Annotated in this window: 17 protein-coding genes; 9 read left to right on the top strand and 8 right to left on the bottom strand. The window is 67.7% G+C overall.

The features are described 5' to 3' along the window. Positions 1 to 2: 2 nt before the first annotated feature. From ACFPAH_RS21700 to ACFPAH_RS21690, 3 genes are all read left to right on the top strand, one after another. Positions 3 to 986: an NAD(P)H-hydrate dehydratase gene (locus ACFPAH_RS21700; protein ID WP_379749518.1), complete on the top strand. Its 984-nt coding sequence runs from the start codon at positions 3 to 5 to the stop codon at positions 984 to 986. Positions 987 to 1,272: 286 nt separating this feature from the next. Continuing rightward, complete coding sequence (locus ACFPAH_RS21695; RefSeq protein ID WP_379749516.1) at positions 1,273 to 1,773, top strand: hypothetical protein; 501 nt, start codon at positions 1,273 to 1,275, stop codon at positions 1,771 to 1,773. Between the two features lie 564 nt (positions 1,774 to 2,337). Beyond that, a complete protein-coding gene (locus ACFPAH_RS21690; RefSeq protein ID WP_379749514.1) occupies positions 2,338 to 2,868 on the top strand; it encodes a hypothetical protein in 531 nt (176 codons plus the stop codon). 65 nt (positions 2,869 to 2,933) lie between these two features. On the opposite strand, the gene ACFPAH_RS21685 is transcribed toward ACFPAH_RS21690, so the two are convergent. The 3 genes from ACFPAH_RS21685 to ACFPAH_RS21675 all read right to left on the bottom strand — a co-directional run bounded on the left by ACFPAH_RS21685 (position 2,934) and on the right by ACFPAH_RS21675 (position 7,949). Further along, the gene (locus tag ACFPAH_RS21685) at positions 2,934 to 6,176 is read right to left on the bottom strand and encodes an efflux RND transporter permease subunit (RefSeq protein ID WP_379749512.1); all 3,243 of its coding nucleotides are present in this window, start codon (positions 6,174 to 6,176) and stop codon (positions 2,934 to 2,936) included. Positions 6,177 to 6,179: 3 nt separating this feature from the next. Next, positions 6,180 to 7,322, bottom strand: coding sequence for an efflux RND transporter periplasmic adaptor subunit (locus ACFPAH_RS21680; protein WP_379749510.1), 1,143 nt, complete (start codon positions 7,320 to 7,322; stop codon positions 6,180 to 6,182). A gap of 207 nt (positions 7,323 to 7,529) precedes the next feature. Continuing rightward, a complete protein-coding gene (locus ACFPAH_RS21675; RefSeq protein WP_379749508.1) occupies positions 7,530 to 7,949 on the bottom strand; it encodes a divergent PAP2 family protein in 420 nt (139 codons plus the stop codon). A gap of 172 nt (positions 7,950 to 8,121) precedes the next feature. Here ACFPAH_RS21675 and ACFPAH_RS21670 point away from each other — a divergent pair, with 172 nt between their 5' ends. Both ACFPAH_RS21670 and ACFPAH_RS21665 read left to right on the top strand, forming a co-directional pair. After that, positions 8,122 to 9,180, top strand: a complete 1,059-nt coding sequence (locus ACFPAH_RS21670) for a DUF475 domain-containing protein (protein WP_379749506.1) — start codon at positions 8,122 to 8,124, stop codon at positions 9,178 to 9,180. Positions 9,181 to 9,356: 176 nt separating this feature from the next. Continuing rightward, positions 9,357 to 9,776, top strand: a complete 420-nt coding sequence (locus ACFPAH_RS21665) for a hypothetical protein (protein ID WP_379749504.1) — start codon at positions 9,357 to 9,359, stop codon at positions 9,774 to 9,776. A 204-nt stretch (positions 9,777 to 9,980) separates the two neighbouring features. On the opposite strand, the gene ACFPAH_RS21660 is transcribed toward ACFPAH_RS21665, so the two are convergent. Then, positions 9,981 to 12,314 (bottom strand): hypothetical protein, encoded by a 2,334-nt coding sequence (locus tag ACFPAH_RS21660; protein ID WP_379749502.1) that lies wholly within the window; start codon positions 12,312 to 12,314, stop codon positions 9,981 to 9,983. Between the two features lie 258 nt (positions 12,315 to 12,572). Here ACFPAH_RS21660 and ACFPAH_RS21655 point away from each other — a divergent pair, with 258 nt between their 5' ends. Beyond that, positions 12,573 to 13,352, top strand: coding sequence for a class II aldolase/adducin family protein (locus tag ACFPAH_RS21655; RefSeq protein ID WP_379749500.1), 780 nt, complete (start codon positions 12,573 to 12,575; stop codon positions 13,350 to 13,352). Between the two features lie 24 nt (positions 13,353 to 13,376). Beyond that, positions 13,377 to 13,562, top strand: a complete 186-nt coding sequence (locus tag ACFPAH_RS21650) for a 4-oxalocrotonate tautomerase (RefSeq protein WP_379749498.1) — start codon at positions 13,377 to 13,379, stop codon at positions 13,560 to 13,562. A gap of 60 nt (positions 13,563 to 13,622) precedes the next feature. On the opposite strand, the gene ACFPAH_RS21645 is transcribed toward ACFPAH_RS21650, so the two are convergent. After that, a complete protein-coding gene (locus ACFPAH_RS21645; protein ID WP_379749496.1) occupies positions 13,623 to 14,642 on the bottom strand; it encodes a serine/threonine protein kinase in 1,020 nt (339 codons plus the stop codon). Between the two features lie 104 nt (positions 14,643 to 14,746). On the opposite strand from ACFPAH_RS21645, the gene ACFPAH_RS21640 reads away from it, so the two are divergent. Next, complete coding sequence (locus tag ACFPAH_RS21640; RefSeq protein WP_379749494.1) at positions 14,747 to 15,451, top strand: UPF0149 family protein; 705 nt, start codon at positions 14,747 to 14,749, stop codon at positions 15,449 to 15,451. Between the two features lie 165 nt (positions 15,452 to 15,616). Here ACFPAH_RS21640 and ACFPAH_RS21635 read toward each other — a convergent pair whose 3' ends face one another. Beyond that, entirely contained in the window at positions 15,617 to 16,741 is a 1,125-nt protein-coding gene (locus ACFPAH_RS21635; RefSeq protein ID WP_379749492.1) for an HPP family protein, read from the bottom strand. A 178-nt stretch (positions 16,742 to 16,919) separates the two neighbouring features. Here ACFPAH_RS21635 and ACFPAH_RS21630 point away from each other — a divergent pair, with 178 nt between their 5' ends. Beyond that, positions 16,920 to 17,885, top strand: a complete 966-nt coding sequence (locus tag ACFPAH_RS21630) for an MBL fold metallo-hydrolase (RefSeq protein WP_379749490.1) — start codon at positions 16,920 to 16,922, stop codon at positions 17,883 to 17,885. Between the two features lie 10 nt (positions 17,886 to 17,895). On the opposite strand, the gene ACFPAH_RS21625 is transcribed toward ACFPAH_RS21630, so the two are convergent. Both ACFPAH_RS21625 and orn read right to left on the bottom strand, forming a co-directional pair. Continuing rightward, the gene (locus tag ACFPAH_RS21625; protein WP_379749488.1) at positions 17,896 to 20,397 is read right to left on the bottom strand and encodes an ATP-binding protein; all 2,502 of its coding nucleotides are present in this window, start codon (positions 20,395 to 20,397) and stop codon (positions 17,896 to 17,898) included. A gap of 92 nt (positions 20,398 to 20,489) precedes the next feature. Continuing rightward, on the bottom strand, positions 20,490 to 21,074 hold the full coding sequence (gene orn / locus ACFPAH_RS21620; RefSeq protein WP_379749486.1) for an oligoribonuclease: 585 nt from the start codon (positions 21,072 to 21,074) through the stop codon (positions 20,490 to 20,492). Positions 21,075 to 21,079 lie beyond the last annotated feature (5 nt).

The raw sequence follows: 21,079 nt of genomic DNA, 5'->3' as shown, positions 1-21,079 counted from the left end.
CCATGAATGCCATCACCACGGCGCCTGCCATGCATACCGTCACGACCGAATTGCTGCGCGACTGGCCGCTGCCGATGCCGGGCGCGGAAGGCGACAAGGAAGAACGCGGCCACGTGCTGGTGCTCGGCGGCTCGCGCGAAATGCCCGGGGCGGTCATCCTCGCCGCCACCGCCGCCCTGCGCGCCGGGGCCGGCAAGCTGACGGTCGCCACCGGCGCCAGCGTGGCCCAACTGGTCGCCTCCAGCATGCCGGAGGCGCGCGTGATCGGCCTGGCCGAAACCGAGGCCGGCGGTTTCCTGCCCGATGCCATTGCCCGCCTCGATCCGCTGGCCGACCGCGTCAATGCCATCCTGATCGGGCCCGGCATGCAGGACGAAGCAGCCGCGGCCGCACTGGTGCACGGCCTGCTCGGGCGCCTGCAGGGCAGCGACACGGCCGTCGTCCTCGACGCCTGCGCAATGGGCACGCTGCTGCATGCGCCGCCCGACGCCAACCCGGACGCCGCCTTCCGCTTCGAACAGCCCGTCATCGTCACGCCGCATTGCGGCGAAATGGCGCACCTGACCGGCATCGAGAAGAACGACATCGTGTCCGGCCCCGATGCCCGCGCCCTGGCCGCCGCGGCCGAATGGAACGCGGTCGTCGCGCTGAAGGGCGCGCGCACCGTGATCGCCTCGCCCGGCGGCGATTTGTGGGAACACGAAGGCGGCAATGTGGGCCTGGCCATTTCCGGCTCGGGCGATACGCTTGCCGGCATCATCGCCGGCCTCGCCGCGCGCGGCGCCACGCTCGAACAGGCCGCCTGCTGGGGTGTCGCGCTGCATGCGCGCGCCGGCGAGCGCCTTGCGCGCCGCATGGGCGTGCTGGGCTACCTGGCGCGCGAAATCCCGGACGAAATTCCGGCGCTACTCGAATCTGTCGCCGGCCGCGAGGCGGGCGACGCAACGACCATCCGGGCAACACCGGTGGGCCGGGAAGAACGGTAGTCCGTTTGACCGGTATCAAAGTCCGCAGGCTGCATCGCGGAATAAAGCAAGAAGAGCACAATTCGACGAACTGGCGGTAATGTCGGCAGTCTAAATTTAACGTTGAATTCGTGCACTATACGGGGCCGCGTGTTGCGTCGGTTCCCTGAGGGCTTCACCAATGAACACGGACGGAAACAGTCGTTTTCAAGAGGTTCATGGTTGGAGCTGAACTGGCGTCGTAACCCCTCCAGCAGCCTCACCTGGAGACTACGGCACAAGATAGACGTGAACGAGGAGTTAAACAATGAGCGCAATGACCAAAGCACCAAAGATCCTGCTGACCGCAGCCCTCCTGGCCTCCATGCTGGGCGCTTGCAAGAAGAACGACACCACCGGCACCGGCACCGCCGGCGACACCTCGGCTACGTCGCCGAGCTCGACGTCGGGCACGAGCGGCACCACCGGCACCACGGGTGATACCGGCACCGGCGCAACCGGAACCGGCACCACCGGCACCGGCGCCATGGGCACCACTGGCGACACCACCGGCACCGGCGCGACCGGCACCACCGGCACCGGCGCTACGGGTACCACCGGCGACACCACCGGCACCACCGGCACCACCGGCACCACCGGCACGACCGGCACCAGCGGCACCAGCGGCACCTCGGGCACCACCGGCACTACCGGCACCAGCGGCACCACCGGCAGCACCGATTCGTCGGGCACCGGCACCGGCACCAGCGGCACCTCGGGCACTTCGGGCACCACCGGTACCACCGGTACCTCGGGCACTGGCCGCTAAGCGGCCCCTGTCGCTCAAAAGCGGAGCCCCACAACGAGGGCTCCGCATTTGCGCATGCCGGCAGATTTGTCTGCCGGCGTTCGGCGTGCGTCCGGTGATTCCGACGGTTCACGCCTTCCTTTGATGGGCTGCTGCGGCGCCTTCCTATAGTTCCTCCCTGCGGTTCCTCCCTGCGCTGCCCTTTCGCGGCCGTTGCTGCCGTACGTTCCTGCCGGTTGTTCTCCCGCCAGTTGTTCCCTGCCAGGTCTCCGTTCCAGTTCTCTGTACATGTCATCGCCGCGGCTGTACGCGTGGAGTCGGGACTCCACCCTACGGCTGTACGCGTGGAGTCGGATTCCACCCTACCCGGCCCCCGTTTCGCACGGTCGCGCCCGTAGGGGGGAGCGGGCGGCGAACCGCCCGCGACTCCGCGCCTTCCGCGCCAGTCACCGCACGCCTGCTCATCGCCACTGTGTCAAACAGCGCACAGTGGACGACGGGAAGTCCTGACACAATCACAGCTCGCACCCACACCGCCGGCCGGATAGATGAGCCGGCGGCAAGCCATTGAATGAGGAGTCCACCATGCGCACCATCCCAGCCTTACCGAAGATCGTACTCACCGCCGCTTTCCTTGCCGCCACCCTGGGGGCTTGCACCAAGAAGGATTCCGGCATCGGCGGCGATGGCGATGCGGCCGCGGTCGAAAGCAGGACGCCGGGATCGGGCGCGGGTTCCGCCGCGGGCACGAGCGGCGGCACCGCCAATTCCGGCAACGCGGGCTTGTCCGGAAACGAGTACGACACGAACATCACCCCGCGCACCGTCGGCGAAAACGAGAGCAGCGATAAAACCAGCTTGGGTGCCTCCGGCGGCGCCAGCGGTGTCGACATGGTCGCTCCCGACAAGGCCGGTCCGGGCGCGAACGGCAGTTCGGGCACGGCCGGCCTCGGCGCCACCGGCACCGGCGGTTCGCCGCAGGCCGGCGCGACCGTGGCTGCGCCTCCTGGCGCCGAAACCGGCCAGGCGCGCGGCCTGAGCACGAAGTCAAGCGGCCATACGGGCGACACCACCGGCACCGGTCCCGCTTCGACCAAGACCGACGCCGGCCGCTGATCGGCACAGGCCGCAGCAACGAAAAAGCCCGCTTGCGCGGGCTTGTTTTGTTACCGGAGACGGACTCAGACGCCTTCCGTTACCTTCGCCTCCGGCGCTTTCGCCAGCGGCACCGGTTTCGTGCGGCCGCGGCCGGTGACGGCACCGACGCCACGCGTGATCACGAGATAGATGAGGCGCACGAAGGTCAGCGTGAGGATGGCTTCGACGAAGGTCATCACGAAGGCCGGCAACGCATGGTAACGCTCGGCGCGGCGATGGAACTTCGCCGCCATGCGGTCGCGGGCGATCTCGATGCTGTCGTAGAAGGTCGGCACCACGAGCAGGGTCAGCACCGTCGAGGTGATGGTGCCGCCGATGATCGCCACCGCCAGCGGCTGGTAGAACTTGCCGTCCGGTCCCAGCGCCAGGGCGACCGGCAGCATGCCGGCGATCAGGGCGAAGGTCGTCATCAGGATCGGGCGCAGACGCATGCGGCCCGCCTTCATCAATGCTTCCTCGCGGCCATACCCTTCCGCTTCCAGCCCACGGGCGGCGTCGAGCAGCAGGATCGCATTCTTCGCCACCAGGCCCATCAGCATGATGATGCCGATAAAGCTCATCAGGTTGAGGGTGCCGCCGGTAAACAGCAGCGCCAGCACCACGCCGATCAGCGACAGCGGCAGCGACATCATGACGCCCAGCGGCGCCGTGAAGGACCCGAACTGCATCACCAGGATCAGGTACATCAGGCCGATGCCGCCCAACAAGGCCGTGGCCATTTCGCCGAACAGTTCCTGCTGGTCCTTGCCGGCGCCACCGAGCGCCAGGCCGTAGCCGGGCGGGAAGTCGAAGGTCTTGGCCAGCTTCATCGCATCGGCCGTCACCTCGCCGTTGGAGCGGCCCTGGGCATTGGCCGAGACGGTGATCACGCGCTGGCCGTTCTTGTGCTTGATCTCGGACGGACCCTTGCCCATGCTGATGCGGGCGATCTGCTCGAGCGGCACCATGGTGCTGGTGCCGGCAATCGCGATCGGCAGGCGCTCGATGTTCTCGATGTCGACGCGGTCTTCCGGATGCAGGCGCACGGCGACGTCGCGCGTTTCGCCGGTCGGGTCGACCCAGTCGCCGACTTCGATGCCGGCAAAGGCCACGCGCAGGGCGGTGGCGGCGTCGCCGACCGAGACGCCCATCGAATTCGCCAGGCCACGGTCGAGCTCGATCTGCAGCTCGTTCTTCGGATCCTGCTGCGACAGCGTGACGTCGACCGCGCCCGGCACCTGGCGAAGCTTGTCCATGTAGGCGGACGTGATTTCCATCAGCTTGCGCGAGTCGGGGCCCGTGAACTCGATCTGCACCGGCTTGCCGCCGCCGTTGAGGTCGTCGAGCACGACGTACTCGGCGCCGACCAGGCGCCCCACCTTGGCGCGCAGGTCGGCCGCGATGTCGGCGGCGCTGCGCTCGCGGGTATTGCGTTTGCCGATTTCGACATAGATCGAGCCGCCGCTCGGGCGCGCCACGACGTCGGTCGCGCGCACTTCGGGGATCGTGTGCGCCAGCGTTTCGGCCTGCTGCATTTTCAGCTTGGCGTACTGCAGGCTCGACGAGGCGGGGGTGCGTACCTCGATCATGATCTTGTTGCCGTCGTTTTTAGGCAGGAAGCTGGTACCGCCGAACATCACCTGCAGCGCAATCGCGCCGGCGAAGCTGGCCACGGCGATGAAGCCCATCCAGCGGCGGTGGTGCAGCGCCCAGGCGATCACGTTGCCGTAGCGGCCGGCCTGCGCGTCGAACCAGTCGTTGAAGCGGCCGAGCACCCTGGTCAGGCCTTTTTTGGGCGCATGGTGGTGGCCCGGCGGGTCGCCCCAGTAGGCCGACAGCATCGGGTCGAGCGTGAACGAGATGAACAGCGACACCAGCACCGAGCAGGTGACGGTCAGCGCGAACGGACGGAACCATTCGCCCGAGAGGCCCGGCATGAAGGCCACCGGAATGAACACGGCCATGATCGAGAAGGTGGTCGCGGCCACCGCCATGCCGATTTCGGCGGTGCCGACCAGGGCCGCGGTACGGCGGTCGCTGCCGGCTTCCATGTGGCGCACGATGTTTTCCCGCACCACGATGGCGTCGTCGATCAGCACGCCGATCGCCAGCGACAGGCCGAGCAGGGTCATGAAGTTCAGCGTGAAGCCGCACAGCCAGACCGCGATGAAGGCGGCCAGCACCGAGGTCGGCAGCGACAGCGCGGTGATCAGGGTCGAGCGCCAGGAATTGAGGAAGGCGTAGACCACGAACACGGTCAGCACGGCGCCGAACACCAGCGCCTCGATCACGTTGTTCAGGCTGCTCTGGGCTTCCTGGCCGCCGTCACGGGTGACGGTCAGTTCGGTGCCCTTCGGCAGTTCCTTGTTGATCGCGGCGACCTCTTCGCGCACCTTGTTGGCGATCGACACGGTCGAGGCGTCGCGGGCGCGGACGATCGAGATGCCGACGTTCGGATTGCCGCTGTGGATCGAGGCGCTGTCGATGTCGGCGAAGCCGTCCTGGATCTCGGCCACCTGGTTCAGGCGCACGATGGTATCGCCGCTGCGCTTGACGACGATCTGCGAAAAGTCTTCCGGACGCTCGATGCGGCCGATCAGGCGGATGCCCTTCTCGTCCATCTCGCCGCGCACCTTGCCCACCGGCGCGTTGGTGTTCTGGTTGCGCAGCGCGGCAGCCACTTCGCTGACCGAGACGTTATATTCGCGCAGCTTCTCGGCGCGCAGCAGCACCGACAGTTCGCGCCGCAGGGCGCCGTTGACGTTCACCGTGGCGACGCCGTCGATCGCGCGGAAGCGGTCGGCCAGCACGTCCTCGGCCAGGCGCGACAGCTCGGAATGGCTCTGGCCGTTCGAGGACAGGGCCAGGCTCATGATCGGCTGCGATGCCGGGTCGACGCGGCGCAGGATCGGCTCGCGCATCTCGGTCGGCAGCTTGTAGCGCACCGCCGAGATGGCGTTGCGCACGTCGTCGGACGCTTCGATCAGGTTGCGGTCGAAGTCGAAGCGCAGCACCATCGTGGCGCTGCCCTCGTTCGCGTAGGACTCGACCTCGGTCACGCCCTGCACGCTTTGCATCTGTTTTTCCAGGCGGTCGATGATCTCGCGCTCGCTCGTTTCCGGCGAGGCGCCCGGATACGGGATGCTGACCACGATCACCGGGATTTCGACGTCCGGGTTCTGGTTGACGCGCAGCTTGGACAGGGCCAGCAGGCCCATGCACATCATGCCCAGGATTAGCACGATCGTGGCGATCGGCTTCTTGACAGCGAAGTTGGACAGGAACATGGCTTAGTTCCCTTTGGCCGGCTGCGCGGCAGGAACGGCGCTGGCGATGCGGGCCGGCGCCGCCAGCTCCACCTTCTGGCCGTCCTTCAGGTTCGAGCTGGGGCTGCGCAGCACGGTGTCGCCGGCGGCCAGGCCAGACTTGATCTCGAGATTGCCGGTGCGCTGGTCGCGCATGCCGACCTGGACGTCGACTTTCGCGAGCTGGTTGCCCTTCACGCGCCAGGTATAGGTCTTGTCGCCCGCCTTGACGATGGCGCTTTCCGGCACCATCAGCGCGTTCGACGACTCGGCGTCGATGCGGCCTTCCGCATACAGGCCGGCCACGCGCGGCTGCTCGCCGGTCAATCCGACCAGCACCTCGACCTGGCGCGTGATGTTGTTGGCCGACGGGTCGATGCGCTTGACGACGCCGGTGAACTGCTGGCTGCCGTAGCCGTTGATGTGGAACTTGACCGGCTGGCCGACCTTGACCAGCGCGATCTTGTCGGTCGAGACGCGGCCCTCGAAGCGCATGCTGGTCGGGTCGATCACCTTGACCAGTTCCTTGCCCGGGGTGGCGGTGTCGCCGGCCGACACCTTACGGTCGCTGACGATGCCGTCGAAAGGCGCGCGCACCTGGGTGCGCGAGATTTGCTGGCGCGCCGCCGCCGCCCGGCTGCGGGCGGCCGACAGTTCGCTCTGGGCGCTGTTGCGGCGCACTTCGGCTTCGTCCTGGGCCGCGACCGAGGTCATGCCCGAGGCGCGCAGGGTCTTGAGGCGCTCGAGCTGGCGATTCGCCTGCTCCAGTGCCTGGCTGGCGGCGCGCACGCCGGCGTCGGCCGACAGCAGGCTGTCGCGGATCGCCGTTTCGTCGAGCTTGACCAACAGGTCGCCGCGCTTGACCGGATCGCCGTTTTCCTTGAGTACCTGCAGCACGACGGTGGAAACTTCGGCGCGCAGGTCGGCGCGGCGTTCCGGCTGGATCGAGCCGGTGATGACCGGGCCGGAGGCGAGCGAATCGCTTTGCACCGTCAGCAGATCCTGGGGAGCAACCAGCAGCTGGCTCGGTTTATTGTCCTTGGCCTCGGCCTTCGGATCTTTCGCCGGCTTCCCGCAGGCGGCCAGGGCGGACGCGATGGCAAGGACGAGTAAAGTGTTGCGCAGCATGGATTGGATCTCCCGAATTGGACGCTGAATATTTTTATGAAATTGGAATAGATATCTTCAGCGCGCAGTATCCGGGAGCCGGTCCCACCAGTCAATTGACGATCCCGTCCACTGTGGTTTTGTATGGATGAACTGCATTCTGGCGCGATGGACTGCAACCGCGCACGACGAAATGCATACGCCGCGCGCGTCCCCGAAGCGGTGGCGTCAGGCGCTGAACAGGCTGTGGATCAGGAAGCCCATGCCGATGCCGGTGGCGATGCCGCCGCAAATCTCGACCAGGGTGTGGCCCATGCGTTCGCGCAGGGTGATGTGGCCGGTGACCGCGATGGCCAGGCGGTTGATGGCGGCGGCCTGGCGCCCGACGTGCTGGCGCAGGCTATTGGCGTCGATCATCACGATGAAGGCAAGCGTGACGGCCACGCCGAAGGCCGGGTGGTCGATCCCCTCGCGCAGCGCGATCAGGGTCGCCATCGCGGTCACGACCGAGCTGTGGTTGCTGGGAAAGCCGCCGTTGCCGACCAGGTTGAAGGCCCAGCGCCGCTGGCGCGCGCTGTTGATCAGGAATTTGATCGGGCCGACAACCATCCAGGTCAGTACCGGCGTGACGAGATAAGCGAAATCCATAATCTTCCTATTTTGTATGCATGCTTGGCTGCATGTGTATGTCCGGGCGGAATTATCGCAGAAGCAATCGGCGTGGGCGATCTGCGCTGCGCCGCCCTGCCCCCGCGGCGCGTAATATGTTTCAAAAATGCTCAAAAACTGTGGCATCTCAACCAACAGGAAAGGAAGTTACATGCGCCACTTCAGGATATCCATTCTCGTTACCGTCGTACTGATGATCCTGGCCGGCTGGTGGGGCTATGAGCGTGGCGGCATGGCCGGCCTCGCCAGCGCGCTGTGGATCACGGCGGTACTGGGTGTGCTGGAAGTGTCGCTCTCGTTCGACAATGCGGTCGTCAACGCCTCGGTGCTGAAGCACTGGAACGAGTTCTGGCGCAAATTGTTCCTCACGGTCGGCATCCTGGTGGCGGTGTTCGGCATGCGCCTGCTGTTCCCGCTGGTGATCGTCTCGGTCGCCACCGGCTTCGGCCTGGTCGACGTCTGGAACATGGCGCTCGAGACGCCGGACGAATACTCGCGCCACCTGACCGCGCACCACGCCGAGGTATCGGCCTTTGGCGGCGCCTTCCTGATGCTGGTCTTCCTGAACTTCCTGTTCGACGACCAGAAAGAGCTGCACTGGCTCGGCTGGATCGAGGAAAAGGTCGGCAAGTTCGGCTCCGAAGGCCTGGCGACCCTGCTGACCCTGCTGGCCGTGTTCTTTGCGATGAGCCTGATGCCCGAGGAGCGCAAGCTGCCGGTGCTCATTGCCGGCGTGGTCGGGGTGCTGATCTATATCGGCGTGAACTGGATCAGCGGCCTGCTGGAAGAAGAGGAAGAAGACCCGACCATCGGCAAGATGATTTCCCAGGGCAGCATCGGCGGCTTCCTGTACCTGGAAGTGCTGGACGCCTCGTTCAGCTTCGACGGCGTGATCGGCGCCTTTGCCATCACCAACGACGTCGTCATCATCATGCTGGGCCTGGCGATCGGCGCGATGTTCGTGCGTTCGATGACGGTGTTCCTGGTCTACAAGGGCACGCTCCAGGAATTCGTCTACCTCGAGCATGGCGCGCACTACGCGATCGGCATCCTGGCCCTGATCATGTTCGCCAACGTCCACTACCATATTCCCGAGTGGTTCACGGGCCTGTCGGGACTGGCCTTCATCATGGTGTCGCTGTGGTCGTCGATCCGCCACCGCAGGCGCGGCGAGCTGGAACAAGCGCGCGACAAGGCCGAAGTGGCGTAATCGCCGGCGTCATCGCTGGCGTCATCTAGCGCAGAACGGCAGGGATGCCTGCCCTGCCGTTTTGACAATCCGGGCGCGCATGGCAGAATGGCGGCAGATTTTGCACGGGCGCCGCCTCGGCGCGCCGCGCGAGCCATCCGTCTCCCTTTCTTCTACCTTACCGAACCAGAACAACCATGCCGAAAGCCCTGCCGCAACGCTCCATCGCCATCCTGCTCTCCGTGCTCGTCGCCCTCGTCGTCGTGTTCGCGCTCTACACCTGGTTCACGCTGACCTGGTCCTACTCCGAAGGCACGCGCGCCGGCTACCTGCAGAAATTCTCGAAGAAGGGCTGGCTGTGCAAGACCTGGGAAGGCGAAATCCTGCTCTCGAGCATGCCTGGCGCGATTCCCGAGCGCTTCGCCTTCACGGTGCGCGACGACAGCCTGGTGCAAAAGCTGGAGTCGACCATGGGCCAGCGCGTCGAAATCAGCTATCAGCAGCACCGCGGCGTGCCGACCACCTGCTTCGGCGAGACCGAGTATTTCGTGACTGGCGTGAACACCGGGCCGAAGAACCCAGTATCCCCGAGCGACGCGCCGGCGGTAGCGCAGTAATATAAAAGGCATATCACCGGCAAGCGGTGATATGCCTTTTATATCGTAGGGTGGAGCGGGCGGCGAACCGCTCTCGACTCCACGCCTTGAACGCTGCAGTTCAGCGAACGCCCGCGCGTTACGGCTGCTCGACGGCTGGCTGAACGCGTGGGCGGCGCTCCAGCAACGTGAGCACCCGGCACCCGGGTATAGCCGACCACCCTACTAGTCGTTCCCCGAGCGGCGCTGGTGCATGATCACTTCGGCCAGGCGCGCCGCCGCCTGCTGGGCCGACGGGAGTTGCTTCAGGCGTCCCAGCACTTCGCGGGTGATGTTCTCGGAAGCGGCGCGCTGGCGCGCTTCCGCCTTGCGGTCGTTGATCGCGTCCTCGGTCGCCGACAGTTCGGCGGCCTGCTCTTCCAGGCGCTTCGTTTCCAGTTCCAGCAGTTCGCGGCGGGCGTCGGCCATCTGCTGGGTGGTGGCGGCGGTCTTGCGCTGCATGTCGGCGTGGGCCTGGGCGTGCTCGATCAGGGCGCGCTGGGCGTCGCGCTTTTCGAGCGCGGCCTGGGCGGCCGCGGCTTCGGCCAGCTCCCGCTCGCGCGCCAGGCGCGCGGCTTCTTCCTCGGCTTCGGCGCGCACGCGGGCGGCCAGCGCGGTTTCCTGCTCGGATGCCAGGCGCGCCGCGGTGGCCGCGGCGCTGCGGGTCTCCGCTTCCTGCTGCTCGCGCTGGGCGGCCAGCTCGGCCTCCAGCAAGGCCGCGGCCTCGCGCGCGGCCGCCAGCGCCTCGTGCTCGGCAGCCGCCAGGGCGGCCGTGACGCGCAGTTTTTCTTCCTCGGCAGCGGCGCGCTCGGCCTGCACCTGCGCCAGCTCGGCCGCGGCGCGCGCCGCAGACTCGGCGGCGGCCGCGGCGGCTTCCTCGCTGGCCGCTTGCTGGAACACCTTGGCCGCTTCTTCGCGCTGGGCGTCGAGCGCGGCCTGGCGCGCGTCGGCGATGCGGCGCTCGGCTTCGGCCTGCTCGCGCAGCAGCGAGGCCGCGTGCAATTCCGCCTTCGAGCGCGCTTCCGCGGCTTCGGCCAGCTCGCGCTCGTGCGCCAGTTTTTCCTCGATCCCGGCCAGGGCCGCCTGCTCGCCGGCCAGGCGCTCGCGCTCGGCGGCCGCCAGCTGGGCGGCCTGCTGCTCGCGGCGCTGCGCCAGTTCCGCGGCCTCGGCGGCCAGGGCGGCCTCCTCGGCTTCGCGTTCGATCGCGGCCGCCTGCGCGGCGTTGGCCGCCGCGCGCGCTTCGGCCGCTGCCTTGGCCTGGGCGGCGCGCTGCTCGGCCAGTTCGCGCTCGCGTTCCTGCTCGCGCGCTTCCAGCGCGGCCGCTTCGGCGGCGGCGCGGTCGGCTTCGGCGCGCTGCTGCGCGTGGGCCGATGCGGCCGCTTCCGCCTGCAGACGCGCTTCCACCTGCAGCCCGGCCTCGTGTTCGGCGATGGCGCGCGCCTCGGCCTCGTCGCGCAGCTTGCGGTCCGCCTCGATGCGCGCTTCGGTGGCGGCGACGATGCGCGCCTCGGCCTGCACCCGCGCTTCCAGGCTGGCGGCGGCCATCTGCTCGACCCGCTCGCGGTGCAGGGCGGCGTCGCGCAGCTGCTTTTCGAGCTGCAGGCGCGAACGCAGGGTGTCGGCGGCGACCCGCTGCGAGTCGGCCTGGGACTGGGCGATCGAGGCCCGTTCGTGTTCGACGTGGGCCAGCGCCCGCGCTTCTTCCAGCGCGCGCGCTTCGGCGGCGGCACGGGCAAAGGCCGAGGTCAGCGCGACCTGGTCGGCACGCTCGCGCGCCAACGCCAGCTCCAGGGCTTCGCTTTCGGTTTCGGCCAGTTTTTCGGCGGTCTCGCAGGCGGCCTTTTCGGCCCGCTCGCGTTCGCGCGCCAGCACCGCCACGCGCGCGTCGGCGGCGGCGCTGTGCAGCACCGCTTCGCGCGCGGCCTGCACCGCCGCGATGCGCTCTTCGGCCTGGCGCCGCGCGTCCTCGGCCTGCACCAACAATTCCTCGGCAGCGCGCGCGGCCTCGACCGCCATCGCCGCTTCCGCTTCGATCTGTTCGGCGGCGCGGCGGCGCGCCTCCTCGGCCGCGCGCGAGCGCGCCTCGGTCGCCAGGCGGCTTTCGGTATCGGCCTGCACGCGGGCGCGCAGCTCGGCCGTTTCGCGGCGCATCGCCTCCAGGCGCTCGCCGGCCGCCTGGGCCGCGGCGCGCAGGGTTTCCAGGCGGTCGCGGTTGGCTTCGATGGCTTCCTCGGACGCCTGGGCATTGGCCAGCGCGGCCGCGGCGGCGGCGGCATCCATCGCCGCGCGCTCCTCGGCCAGGGTGCGGGCGCGCGCCTCGGCGTGGGCGCGGGTTTCGGCGGCGACATTGGCCTTGGCTTCCGCCTCGACGCGCGCGATCGCTTCCTTGATCGCCACTTTTTCCACGGGTCCGCCCTGCCCCTGCTGCGGCGCCAGCGCGGCCGGCAAGGGCCGGCCCGGCGCCGGTGGCAGGTCGATGGTGAAGTCGGTATCGTCGTGTGGGGCTGGTACGGGTTCCATGGCGTTCTCGTATTGGGTTGCGCTGCGCTGCGCTCGCGCTGTTGCGTCCGCGACCCATTATCGGCGAAACCCGACAAGTGCGTCACGCGAAGCTGCGCGGTAAAAGCCGCGCAATTCCAAGGTTCACTTGTCGCAACGCTTGACATGCCGCGGGCAAGGCGCGGTGCCGAAGCCTGGCCGCGCGTACGGCGAGACGGTGCAAGGCCGCCGCGGCGGCAAAATTGTGACAATTTGAACAATGCCTGCTACGCTCGCATCATGGACACTCTCTCGACATCCGGCCAGGCGGCACTTGTCCGCCCGGGCACCACTTCCATCGCCGAATGGCAAACCCGCGTCGACCTTGCTGCGTGCTACCAGTTATGCGCGCTGTACGGCTGGGACGACGGCATCTACACCCATATTTCCGCCGCCGTACCGGGCGAACCGGGCCATTATTTGATCAACCCCTTCGGCATGCGCTTCAACGAAGTGAAGGCCTCGAACCTGGTCAAGGTCGACAGCGGCGGCAACATCGTCGGCCAGTCGACATACACAGTGAACCAGTCCGGTTTCCGCCTGCACGCGGCCGTGCACAAGGCGCGCCCGGATGCCGCCTGTGTCATGCATTTGCATAACCTTGCGGGCATTGCCGTCGGTATGCAGAAAACCGGCTTGCAGCCGCTATCGCCCTACGCACTGCGCTTTTACGGCGAACTGGCCTATCACGACTACGAGGGCATCGCCATGACGGAAGACGAACAGGCGCGCCTGGTGCACGACCTGGGTTCCCGTTATGCCATGCTGCTGCGCAACCACGGTAGCCTGACCGTGGGCCGTACCATTCCGGAAGCGTTCGTGCTGATGGAAACCCTGGACCGGGCCTGCGAGCTGCAATTGCGCGCGCAAGCGGCGATGGTGCCGCTGTGCCATCCGCCGGAGGCCATGTGCCTGAAGGCCCACATGCAACTGGTGGGCGATGGTGCGCCTGAAGGCGTGCTCGAGTGGCCCTCCCTGTTGCGCCGCCTGGACGCCGCCAGTCCGGAATACCGTACCTGATTCCCTTACCGAGAAGAAGCCACTATGCCGACCATTAACGTTCAACTGTTCGAAGGCCGTACCCTGGAGCAAAAACGCGCCTTCGTACAGGCCGTCACGGAAGCGACCGTCAACACCCTGGGGTGCCCGCCGGAATCGGTCGACATCCTGATCTCGGAGTTCAAGCGCGAGCACTGGGCCACCGGCGGCAAGCTGTGGTCGGACGAATAAGAGCGCCGAACAAAACTCCATGGCTGCGTTGCAGCCTCTCGCCCTACAATCGAGCCCCTCTCAAACCGGCCACAGCGGCGGCTCGTCCATCAGCGCCACCTGCTCGCGCAGTTCGAGGATGCGGTCCTGCCAGTACCGTTGCGTGTTAAACCACGGGAAAGCCAGCGGAAAGGCCGGGTCGTCCCAGCGCATCGCCAGCCAGCCGGCGTAATGGATCAGGCGCAGGGTGCGCAGGGCTTCGACCAGGTAGAGCTGGCGCGGGTCGAAGTCGCAGAAATCCTCGTAGCCGGCCAGCACGTCGGCCATCTGGCGCACCATGTCCTGGCGCTCGCCCGAGAGCAGCATCCACAGGTCCTGGACGGCCGGGCCCATGCGGCTGTCGTCGAAGTCGACGAAGTGCGGGCCGTCGCCGGTCCAGAGCACGTTGCCGCCGTGGCAGTCGCCGTGCAGGCGCAGCAGCGGCACTTCGCCGGCGCGTTCGTAGCAGCGGGCCACCCCGGCCAGCGCCTGCTCGACCACGCTGGCGTAGGTCGCGCGCAGCTCAAGCGGGATGAAATCGTGGCGCACCAGGTAGTCGTAGGGATCGCGCCCGAAGGTCTGCGGGTCGAGGGCCGGGCGCAGGCGATACGGTTCGATCGCGCCGACCGCGTGGATGCGGCCGATGAAGCGTCCGGTCCACTCCAGCACCTTGGGATCGTCGAGTTCCGGCGCCCGTCCGCCGCGGCGCGGGAAGACGGCGAAGCGGAAGCCTTCGAAGGTGTGCAGGGTGCGTCCGTCGAGCGTGTCGGCCGGCACCACCGGCACTTCGCGCGCGGTGAGTTCGGCGACGAACGCGTGTTCCTCGAGGATGGCCTCGTCGCTCCAGCGGTCCGGCCGGTAGAACTTGACCACCACCGGCGGCCCCTCTTCGCAGCCCACCTGGTAGACCCGGTTTTCGTAGCTGTTGAGCGCGAGCAGGCGCCCGTCGCCGCGCAGGCCGACGCTCTCGATGGCGTCCAGCACCCGCTCGGGACCGAGGCTGGAGAACGGATGCGCCCCAGGCGCGGCGGGTGAAGTAGACTCTGTAGACTCGGTATGCATGGTCGCCATTGTACGGCGGCGCGCTTTATTTCGTACGCATGCACGCCCCGAGGCGTTAAACTGCGCTATTCACCGAAACAAGAGCCCGATTAAAGAGCAATCCTATGCAACTCGAACAGCCCCTCACCGAAAAAGAATTCGACGAACTCGACCAGTTCCTCCTCTCCGAGCGCAGCCCGGAAGACGCGATGACGATGGACACCCTGCACGGCTACCTGACGGCGATCGCCATCGGCCCGGAAACCATCATGCCGGCCGAGTGGCTGCCGCGCGTCTGGGGCGAAGGCCAGGGTGAGAACAACCGGGCGGCGCCGAAATGGAAGAACGCGAAGGAAGAAGAACGCATCCTCAACCTGATCATGCGCTTCATGAACGAAGTGCTGATCACCTTCGAAGTCGCACCGAAAGAGTTCGAGCCCCTGTACTGCGAGCACGAGCACAATGGCCAGACCCTGATCGACGCCGAAGCCTGGTGCTGGGGCTTCTGGGAAGGCATGGAGCTGCGCCCCGGTTCCTGGGATCCGATCTGGGAGTCGGAAGTGGCCGAGCTGATGCGTCCGCTCTACCTGCTCGGCGCCGACGAGATCGAGGAATCCGAACTGCCGCTGGTCGAAGACCCGGTCAAGGCCCACCACCTGGCGCTCGAGATCGAAGCCAACCTGCCGGCGATTTACCGCTACTGGCTGCCGCTGCGCAAGGCTGCGGTGGAAACCGTGCGCCACGACACGCCCAAGCCCGGCCGCAACGACGATTGCCCTTGCGGCAGCGGCAAGAAGTTCAAGAAGTGCTGCGGGGCCGACGCGGGCTGATGTGCCAGCGCCACGCGTTCATCCAGCCGGTGCAAAGCCGCGCTGGTATGCCCGCGTGATTTGAACGCGTGGGCGGCGCGCCGGCCGCGACTGCTCTGCGGCTACGGTAGAGCCGTCCACCCTACGCCTTGCGCATCATTCCCGGCAGGATGAATAGTGGCGCGTTCAGGCCGCTTCCAGGCGCTCTTCCACCAGGGCCGCCAGCAGGTCCGAGCGGCCGACGACGCCCACCGCCTTGCCCTGCGGCCCCGTGATGACGACCTGGTGGTAACGGCCGTCGCGCAGCAGGGGCACCAGTTGCGCCAGCGGCGCCCCGGCCGGGAGGGCGGCAATCCGTGGCTGCATCACGGCGGCCACGCGCTGCCCGGCGCCCGGCACCAGCGCCCGCAGGCGCGCTGCCCAGCCGGCCTGGCGCAGCAGGTCTTCCTGCGCCAGCACTCCCAATACACGACGCTGGCCGTCGAGCACCGGCAAGGACTGCAGGCGGTGGCGCAGCAGCAGGGTGCGCGCATGCTCGACCGTGTCGCGCGGATTCAGGGCGACGATGTGCGTCGACATCAGCTCGGCGCAGGTGCGCTCGTGGAAATGGCGGGCCAGCGCCAGCTGGCGCGCATCTTCGACGATGGCGAGCAGGTCGTCGCGGCTGACGTCGAGCACCTCGCCATACCGCTCCAGCGCCGCCTCCAGGTCTTCCTCGGTGATGCCCAGCCGTGCTTCAGGCGCCGGATCGCCGGTCGCGTGCAGGTTCTTGTCCACCGCATGCTGGGCGTGCGGATAACGGTGCCCGGTGAGGTTGTTGTAGAGCAGCGCGGCCGCCACCATCAGGATGCAGTTGACGGCCACCGGGCTCAGGGCGAACAGGAAGCCGGCCTGGTGCACGGCATGCCCGCCCAGCACCGCGGTCAGGGCCACGGCGCCGCCAGGCGGATGCAGGCAGCGCAGCGCGAACATGGCCGCGATCGCCAGGCCGCCGGCCAGGGGCGCGGCCAGCATCGGATCGGGCACCAGCTGGGCGCAGGCGACGCCGACCAGGGCCGATACGGTATTCCCGCCGACGACCGACCAGGGCTGGGCCAGCGGGCTGGCCGGCACGCAGAACAGCAGCACGCTCGAGGCGCCCATCGGCGCAATCAGCCAGGCCGCCATGTCCGGCGCGATCAGGTGGGTCAGGAAGGCGGTGGCGAGCAGGCCGGCGCAGGCGCCGAAGGCGGAGCGGACGCGGTCGGTGCGGCTGGCGCCGAGCGGATGCGGCAGGAAACCGTGCAGCCATTGGATCAGGGTCGCTGGCATGTGGGAGCGCAAAACGGATAAAGAGCGCAATTACACCATAAAGCAGGGCTTCGCGTTGATTAACAGCACGCCCGGCGCCGCTTGCGGGCCGCAGACCGCCGCGCGTGCCTCGGGCGCTTGATGTACGATACTCAACATTGTCTTGTTCATACCACACCGACCCACCTCCGGAGACCCCATGACCGCACGCCTGACCACCACCGCGCTGCGCGCGCTTGCCGCCGCCTGCGCCGCCGCCTGCATCGCCGCTCCCTCGTTCGCCGCCGCCCCGCTGGCGAAAACCCCGGCGCCCGGCTATTTCCGCATGATGCTGGGCGACTTCGAAATCACCCCGCTGTCGGACGGCACGGTCGACCTGCCGGTCGACCAGCTGCTCACGCAAAAAGCCGACAAGACCAAGGCAGCCCTGTCGAAGGCCTTCCTGAAAACGCCGCTGGAAACCTCGGACAACGCCTTCCTGGTCAACACCGGCAGCAAGCTGATCCTGATTGACTCCGGCGCCGGCGTGCTGTTCGGGCCGACCCTGGGCAAACTGCTGGCGAACATGAAAGCGGCCGGCTACGCGCCGGAACAGGTCGACGAGGTCTACCTGACCCACATGCACAGCGACCACGTGGGCGGCCTGCTGGTGCAATCGAAGATGGCCTTCCCGAACGCGACCGTGCGCGCCGCCAAGCGCGAAGCCGATTACTGGCTGAGCCAGGCCAACATGGACAAGGCGCCGGCCGATGCCAAGGGCAGCTTCAAGAATGCCATGGCCGCGCTCGACCCTTACATGAAAGCCGGCAAGTTCAAGACCTTCGACGGCGATGTCGAAGTGTCGCCCGGCATCCGCGCCCAGGGCGGGCACGGCCATACGCCCGGCCACACCACCTTTGTCGTGGAAAGCCGCGGCCAGAAAATGGTCGCGATCGGCGACCTGATCCACGTGGCGGCGGTGCAGTTCGAGGACCCGGCGGTCACCATCGGCTTCGACGGCGACCAGAAAGCGGCAGCGGCCGCGCGCAAGAAGCTGTTCGACGCCGCCGCGAAAGACGGTACGCTGATCGGCGGCGCGCACCTGCAATTCCCCGGCCTGGGCCACCTGCGCACGGAGGGCAAGGGCTATCGCTTCATTCCGGTGAATTACACGCAGATGCGCTGATAGCGCCGCGTCAGAGCGCCAGCGCCGCGGCGTCCTCGCCGTCCTGTGCCGGGCCCCGCGCGCGCACGCCCGCCAGCAAGGCGCTCAAGCGCTCGAAATCGACCGGCTTGACCAGGTGCTCGGAAAAGCCCGCCTCCAGGGCCGCGCGCCGGTCCTGTTCCTGGCCATAACCGGAGACGGCGATCAGCACGCTGTGCGCCGTCTCGGGCTGCGCCCGCAGGCGCCGCGCCAGTTCGATGCCGTCCACTTCGGGCAGGCCGATGTCGAGCAGGAACACGTCCGGCCGGCTGAGGCGCCCTTGCGCCAGCGCGCGCAGCGGCGCGTGCTCGATCAGCACCGTGTGGCCGCATACCTCGAGCAGCATCGCCAGCATGCCGGCGGCATCGGCATTATCGTCGACCACCATGATCTTCAGGCCCCCCGCCGCGCGCTGTTCGGCCGGCGCCGCCGCCTGCGGGCTCGCCAGCGGCTGGGCCAGCGGCAGGCGCACCGTGAAGCTGCTGCCCTGCCCCGGCCCCGGGCTGGCGCAGGTGACCGTGCCCCCGTGCAGCTCGACCATCGTGCGCACCAGCGCCAGGCCCAGCCCGAGGCCGCCCTGCGAGCGGTCGGAGGAGCGCCGGGCCTGGGCGAACAGGTCGAAGGCGCGCACGGTCAGCTCGGGTTCCATGCCGATCCCCTCGTCGATCACGCTCAGCACCGCCATGCCGTCCTCGGCCCCGGCCTGCACTTCGATCGCCCGGTCGTCGGGCGAGTACTTGACGGCATTGCCGAGCAGGTTGGACAGCACCTGCACCAGGCGTGCACGGTCGCCGTCGAGCACCAGCGGCGTTGCCGGCAGGTGCAGCGCCAGGCGCTGCCCGCGCGCCGCCATGGTCGGGCGCACCTGTTCGACGGCTTCGTCGACGATGGCGCGCAGGTCGAGCGTGGTTTTGTCGAGCTCGATGAGGCCACGCGTGACGCGCGAGACATCCAGCAAATCGTCCACCAGGCGCGTCATGTGGCGCACCTGGCGTCCGATGATGGCGCTGCTCTGGCGCACCCGCGTTTCGTTGAGCGTACCGATGTCGAGCAATTGCGCCGCCGCGCTGATCGGCGCCAGCGGGTTGCGCAGTTCGTGGGCCAGCATCGCCAGGAACTCGTCCTTGCGCTGGTCGGCCTCCTTCAGTTTTTCCTCGGCCAGCTTGCGGTCGGTAATCTCGCGGAAGAAGATGGCGATGCCGCCGTCCTGGGTCGGGAAGGCGCGGATCTCGTTCCAGCCGCCGCGCCCGTCGATTTCCGGCAGCCGGTATTCGACCGCGCCGGCCTGGCGCGCTTCCATGGCCCGGTACAGCATGGCGCCGGCTTCGGAGCCGCGCACTTCGGGGAACAGGTCCCAGTGGTTGCGGCCGACGACTTCCTGCGCACTCTTGCGGCAGATGCGCAGGCCCTCGGCATTCATGCCGAGGATGGTCCAGTCGGACGCGACCAGGCCGAAGCCCTCGATCATGGTGTCGAAGATATAGCGGCTGCGGTCGCGTTCGGCCCGCAGCGCGGCCTGGGCCCGCGCCGTTTCCAGCGCGGCCCAGGTGCGCTCGGCCGTTTCGCGCGTAAAGCGGATGTCGTCGTCCGTCCAGTGATAAGGCTCGGCGCGGTTCAGGCTGAGGAAACCGACCAGCCGGCCGCCGCGCATCAGGGGCACGGTCAGCACGGCCGCCGCCGTCTCCTTGCGGAAGAGCATAGGGAATTCGCGGCAGCGCGGATCGGTGTCGACATCGTCGACGACGAAGGTGTCGCCGGCGCGCGTGAGCGCGGCGATGCGGGGGCCGAATTCGTCGAGGGGATAGGACTGGCGCGACAGTTCGAGGTGGCCGCCCGCATTCCACTGGTGGCGCACGGTAAACGCATGGCCGGCGTCGTCCACCTCGGCATAGGTGGCGCGCGACAGGCCCAGTTCTTCGCCCAGCAGCGCGCTGGCGGCGGCCAGCACCTCGTCCGGGGTGCCGAGCGGATGCAGGGCATCGGACAGCTTCAGCTCGCGCGCGGCGCGGCGCTCGGCCTGCACCCGGGCCGTCGTTTCGATGGCGGTGCAATACATCCCGGCCACGCTGCCGCCGCTGTCGTGCAGCGGCGAATACGAAAACGTGAAATAGGCCTGCTCGGCGTAGCCGCGGCGCTCGATGACCAGCGGCCTGTCCTCGAAGAATGCGGGCTTGCCGGACAAGGCGCGGTCGATGATCGGCACGATCTCCGGCCAGATCTCGGCCCACACCTGGCGAAAGGGCTGGCCGAAGGCAGCCGGGTGCTTGTCGCCCATCAGCACGGCATAGGCGTCGTTGTACAGGAAGCGCAGGTCGGCGCCCCAGGTCAGGAACATCGGGAACGACGAGTCGAGCGCCATCCTGACTGCGGTCGCCAGTTCCGGCGGCCAGCTGTCGGGATGCCCGAGGGGACTGCCCTCCCAGTCATCACCGGCGAGCAGCGCGCGCACGCCGGCCAGGGGTTTCGAAGGGCTGCGTTGAAGTATGGCGGACATCCAGCGATTCTCGCACAGGAAGCGGGTTTACCCATGCACAGAAATGCGGCAGTGCCGGCACCAGGCAGGCCCGCCGCAATGTTGACGGACTGTTATACCTTGATGAAGTGCTCGCGGTAGTACTTCAGCTCTTCGACCGACTCGATGATGTCGGCCAGCGCCGTGTGCTTCTGGTGCTTCTTGAAGCCCGAGGCCAGCTCCGGCTTCCAGCGGCGGCACAGTTCCTTCAGGGTCGAGACGTCGAGGTTGCGGTAGTGGAAGAAGGCTTCCAGCTTCGGCATGCCGCGCGCCATGAAGCGGCGGTCCTGGCAGATCGTGTTGCCGCACATCGGCGACTTGCCGGCTGGTACGAAATTCTTGAGGAAGGCGATCAGCGCGGTTTCGGCGTCCGCTTCGGTGACGGTCGAGGCTTTCACGCGGTCGATCAGGCCGGAACGGCCGTGGGTGCCCTTGTTCCAGTTGTCCATCTTGTCCAGGGTTTCGTCCGACTGGTGGATCGCGAACACAGGGCCTTCGGCCAGCACGTTCAGGTGCATGTCGGTGACGACGACGGCCACTTCGATGATACGGTCGGTATCCGGATCGAGACCGGTCATTTCCATGTCGACCCAGACCAGGTTCATCTCGTTGGGACGCTGGGGCGCTGCAGCTGTGGTGGAATCAAGGGCTTGTGACATAATTC

The sequence above is a fragment of the Massilia sp. GCM10023247 genome (assembly GCF_042653325.1).
Lineage (GTDB): Bacteria > Pseudomonadota > Gammaproteobacteria > Burkholderiales > Burkholderiaceae_D > Telluria.
This window is presented reverse-complemented; position numbering and strand designations above follow the sequence as displayed.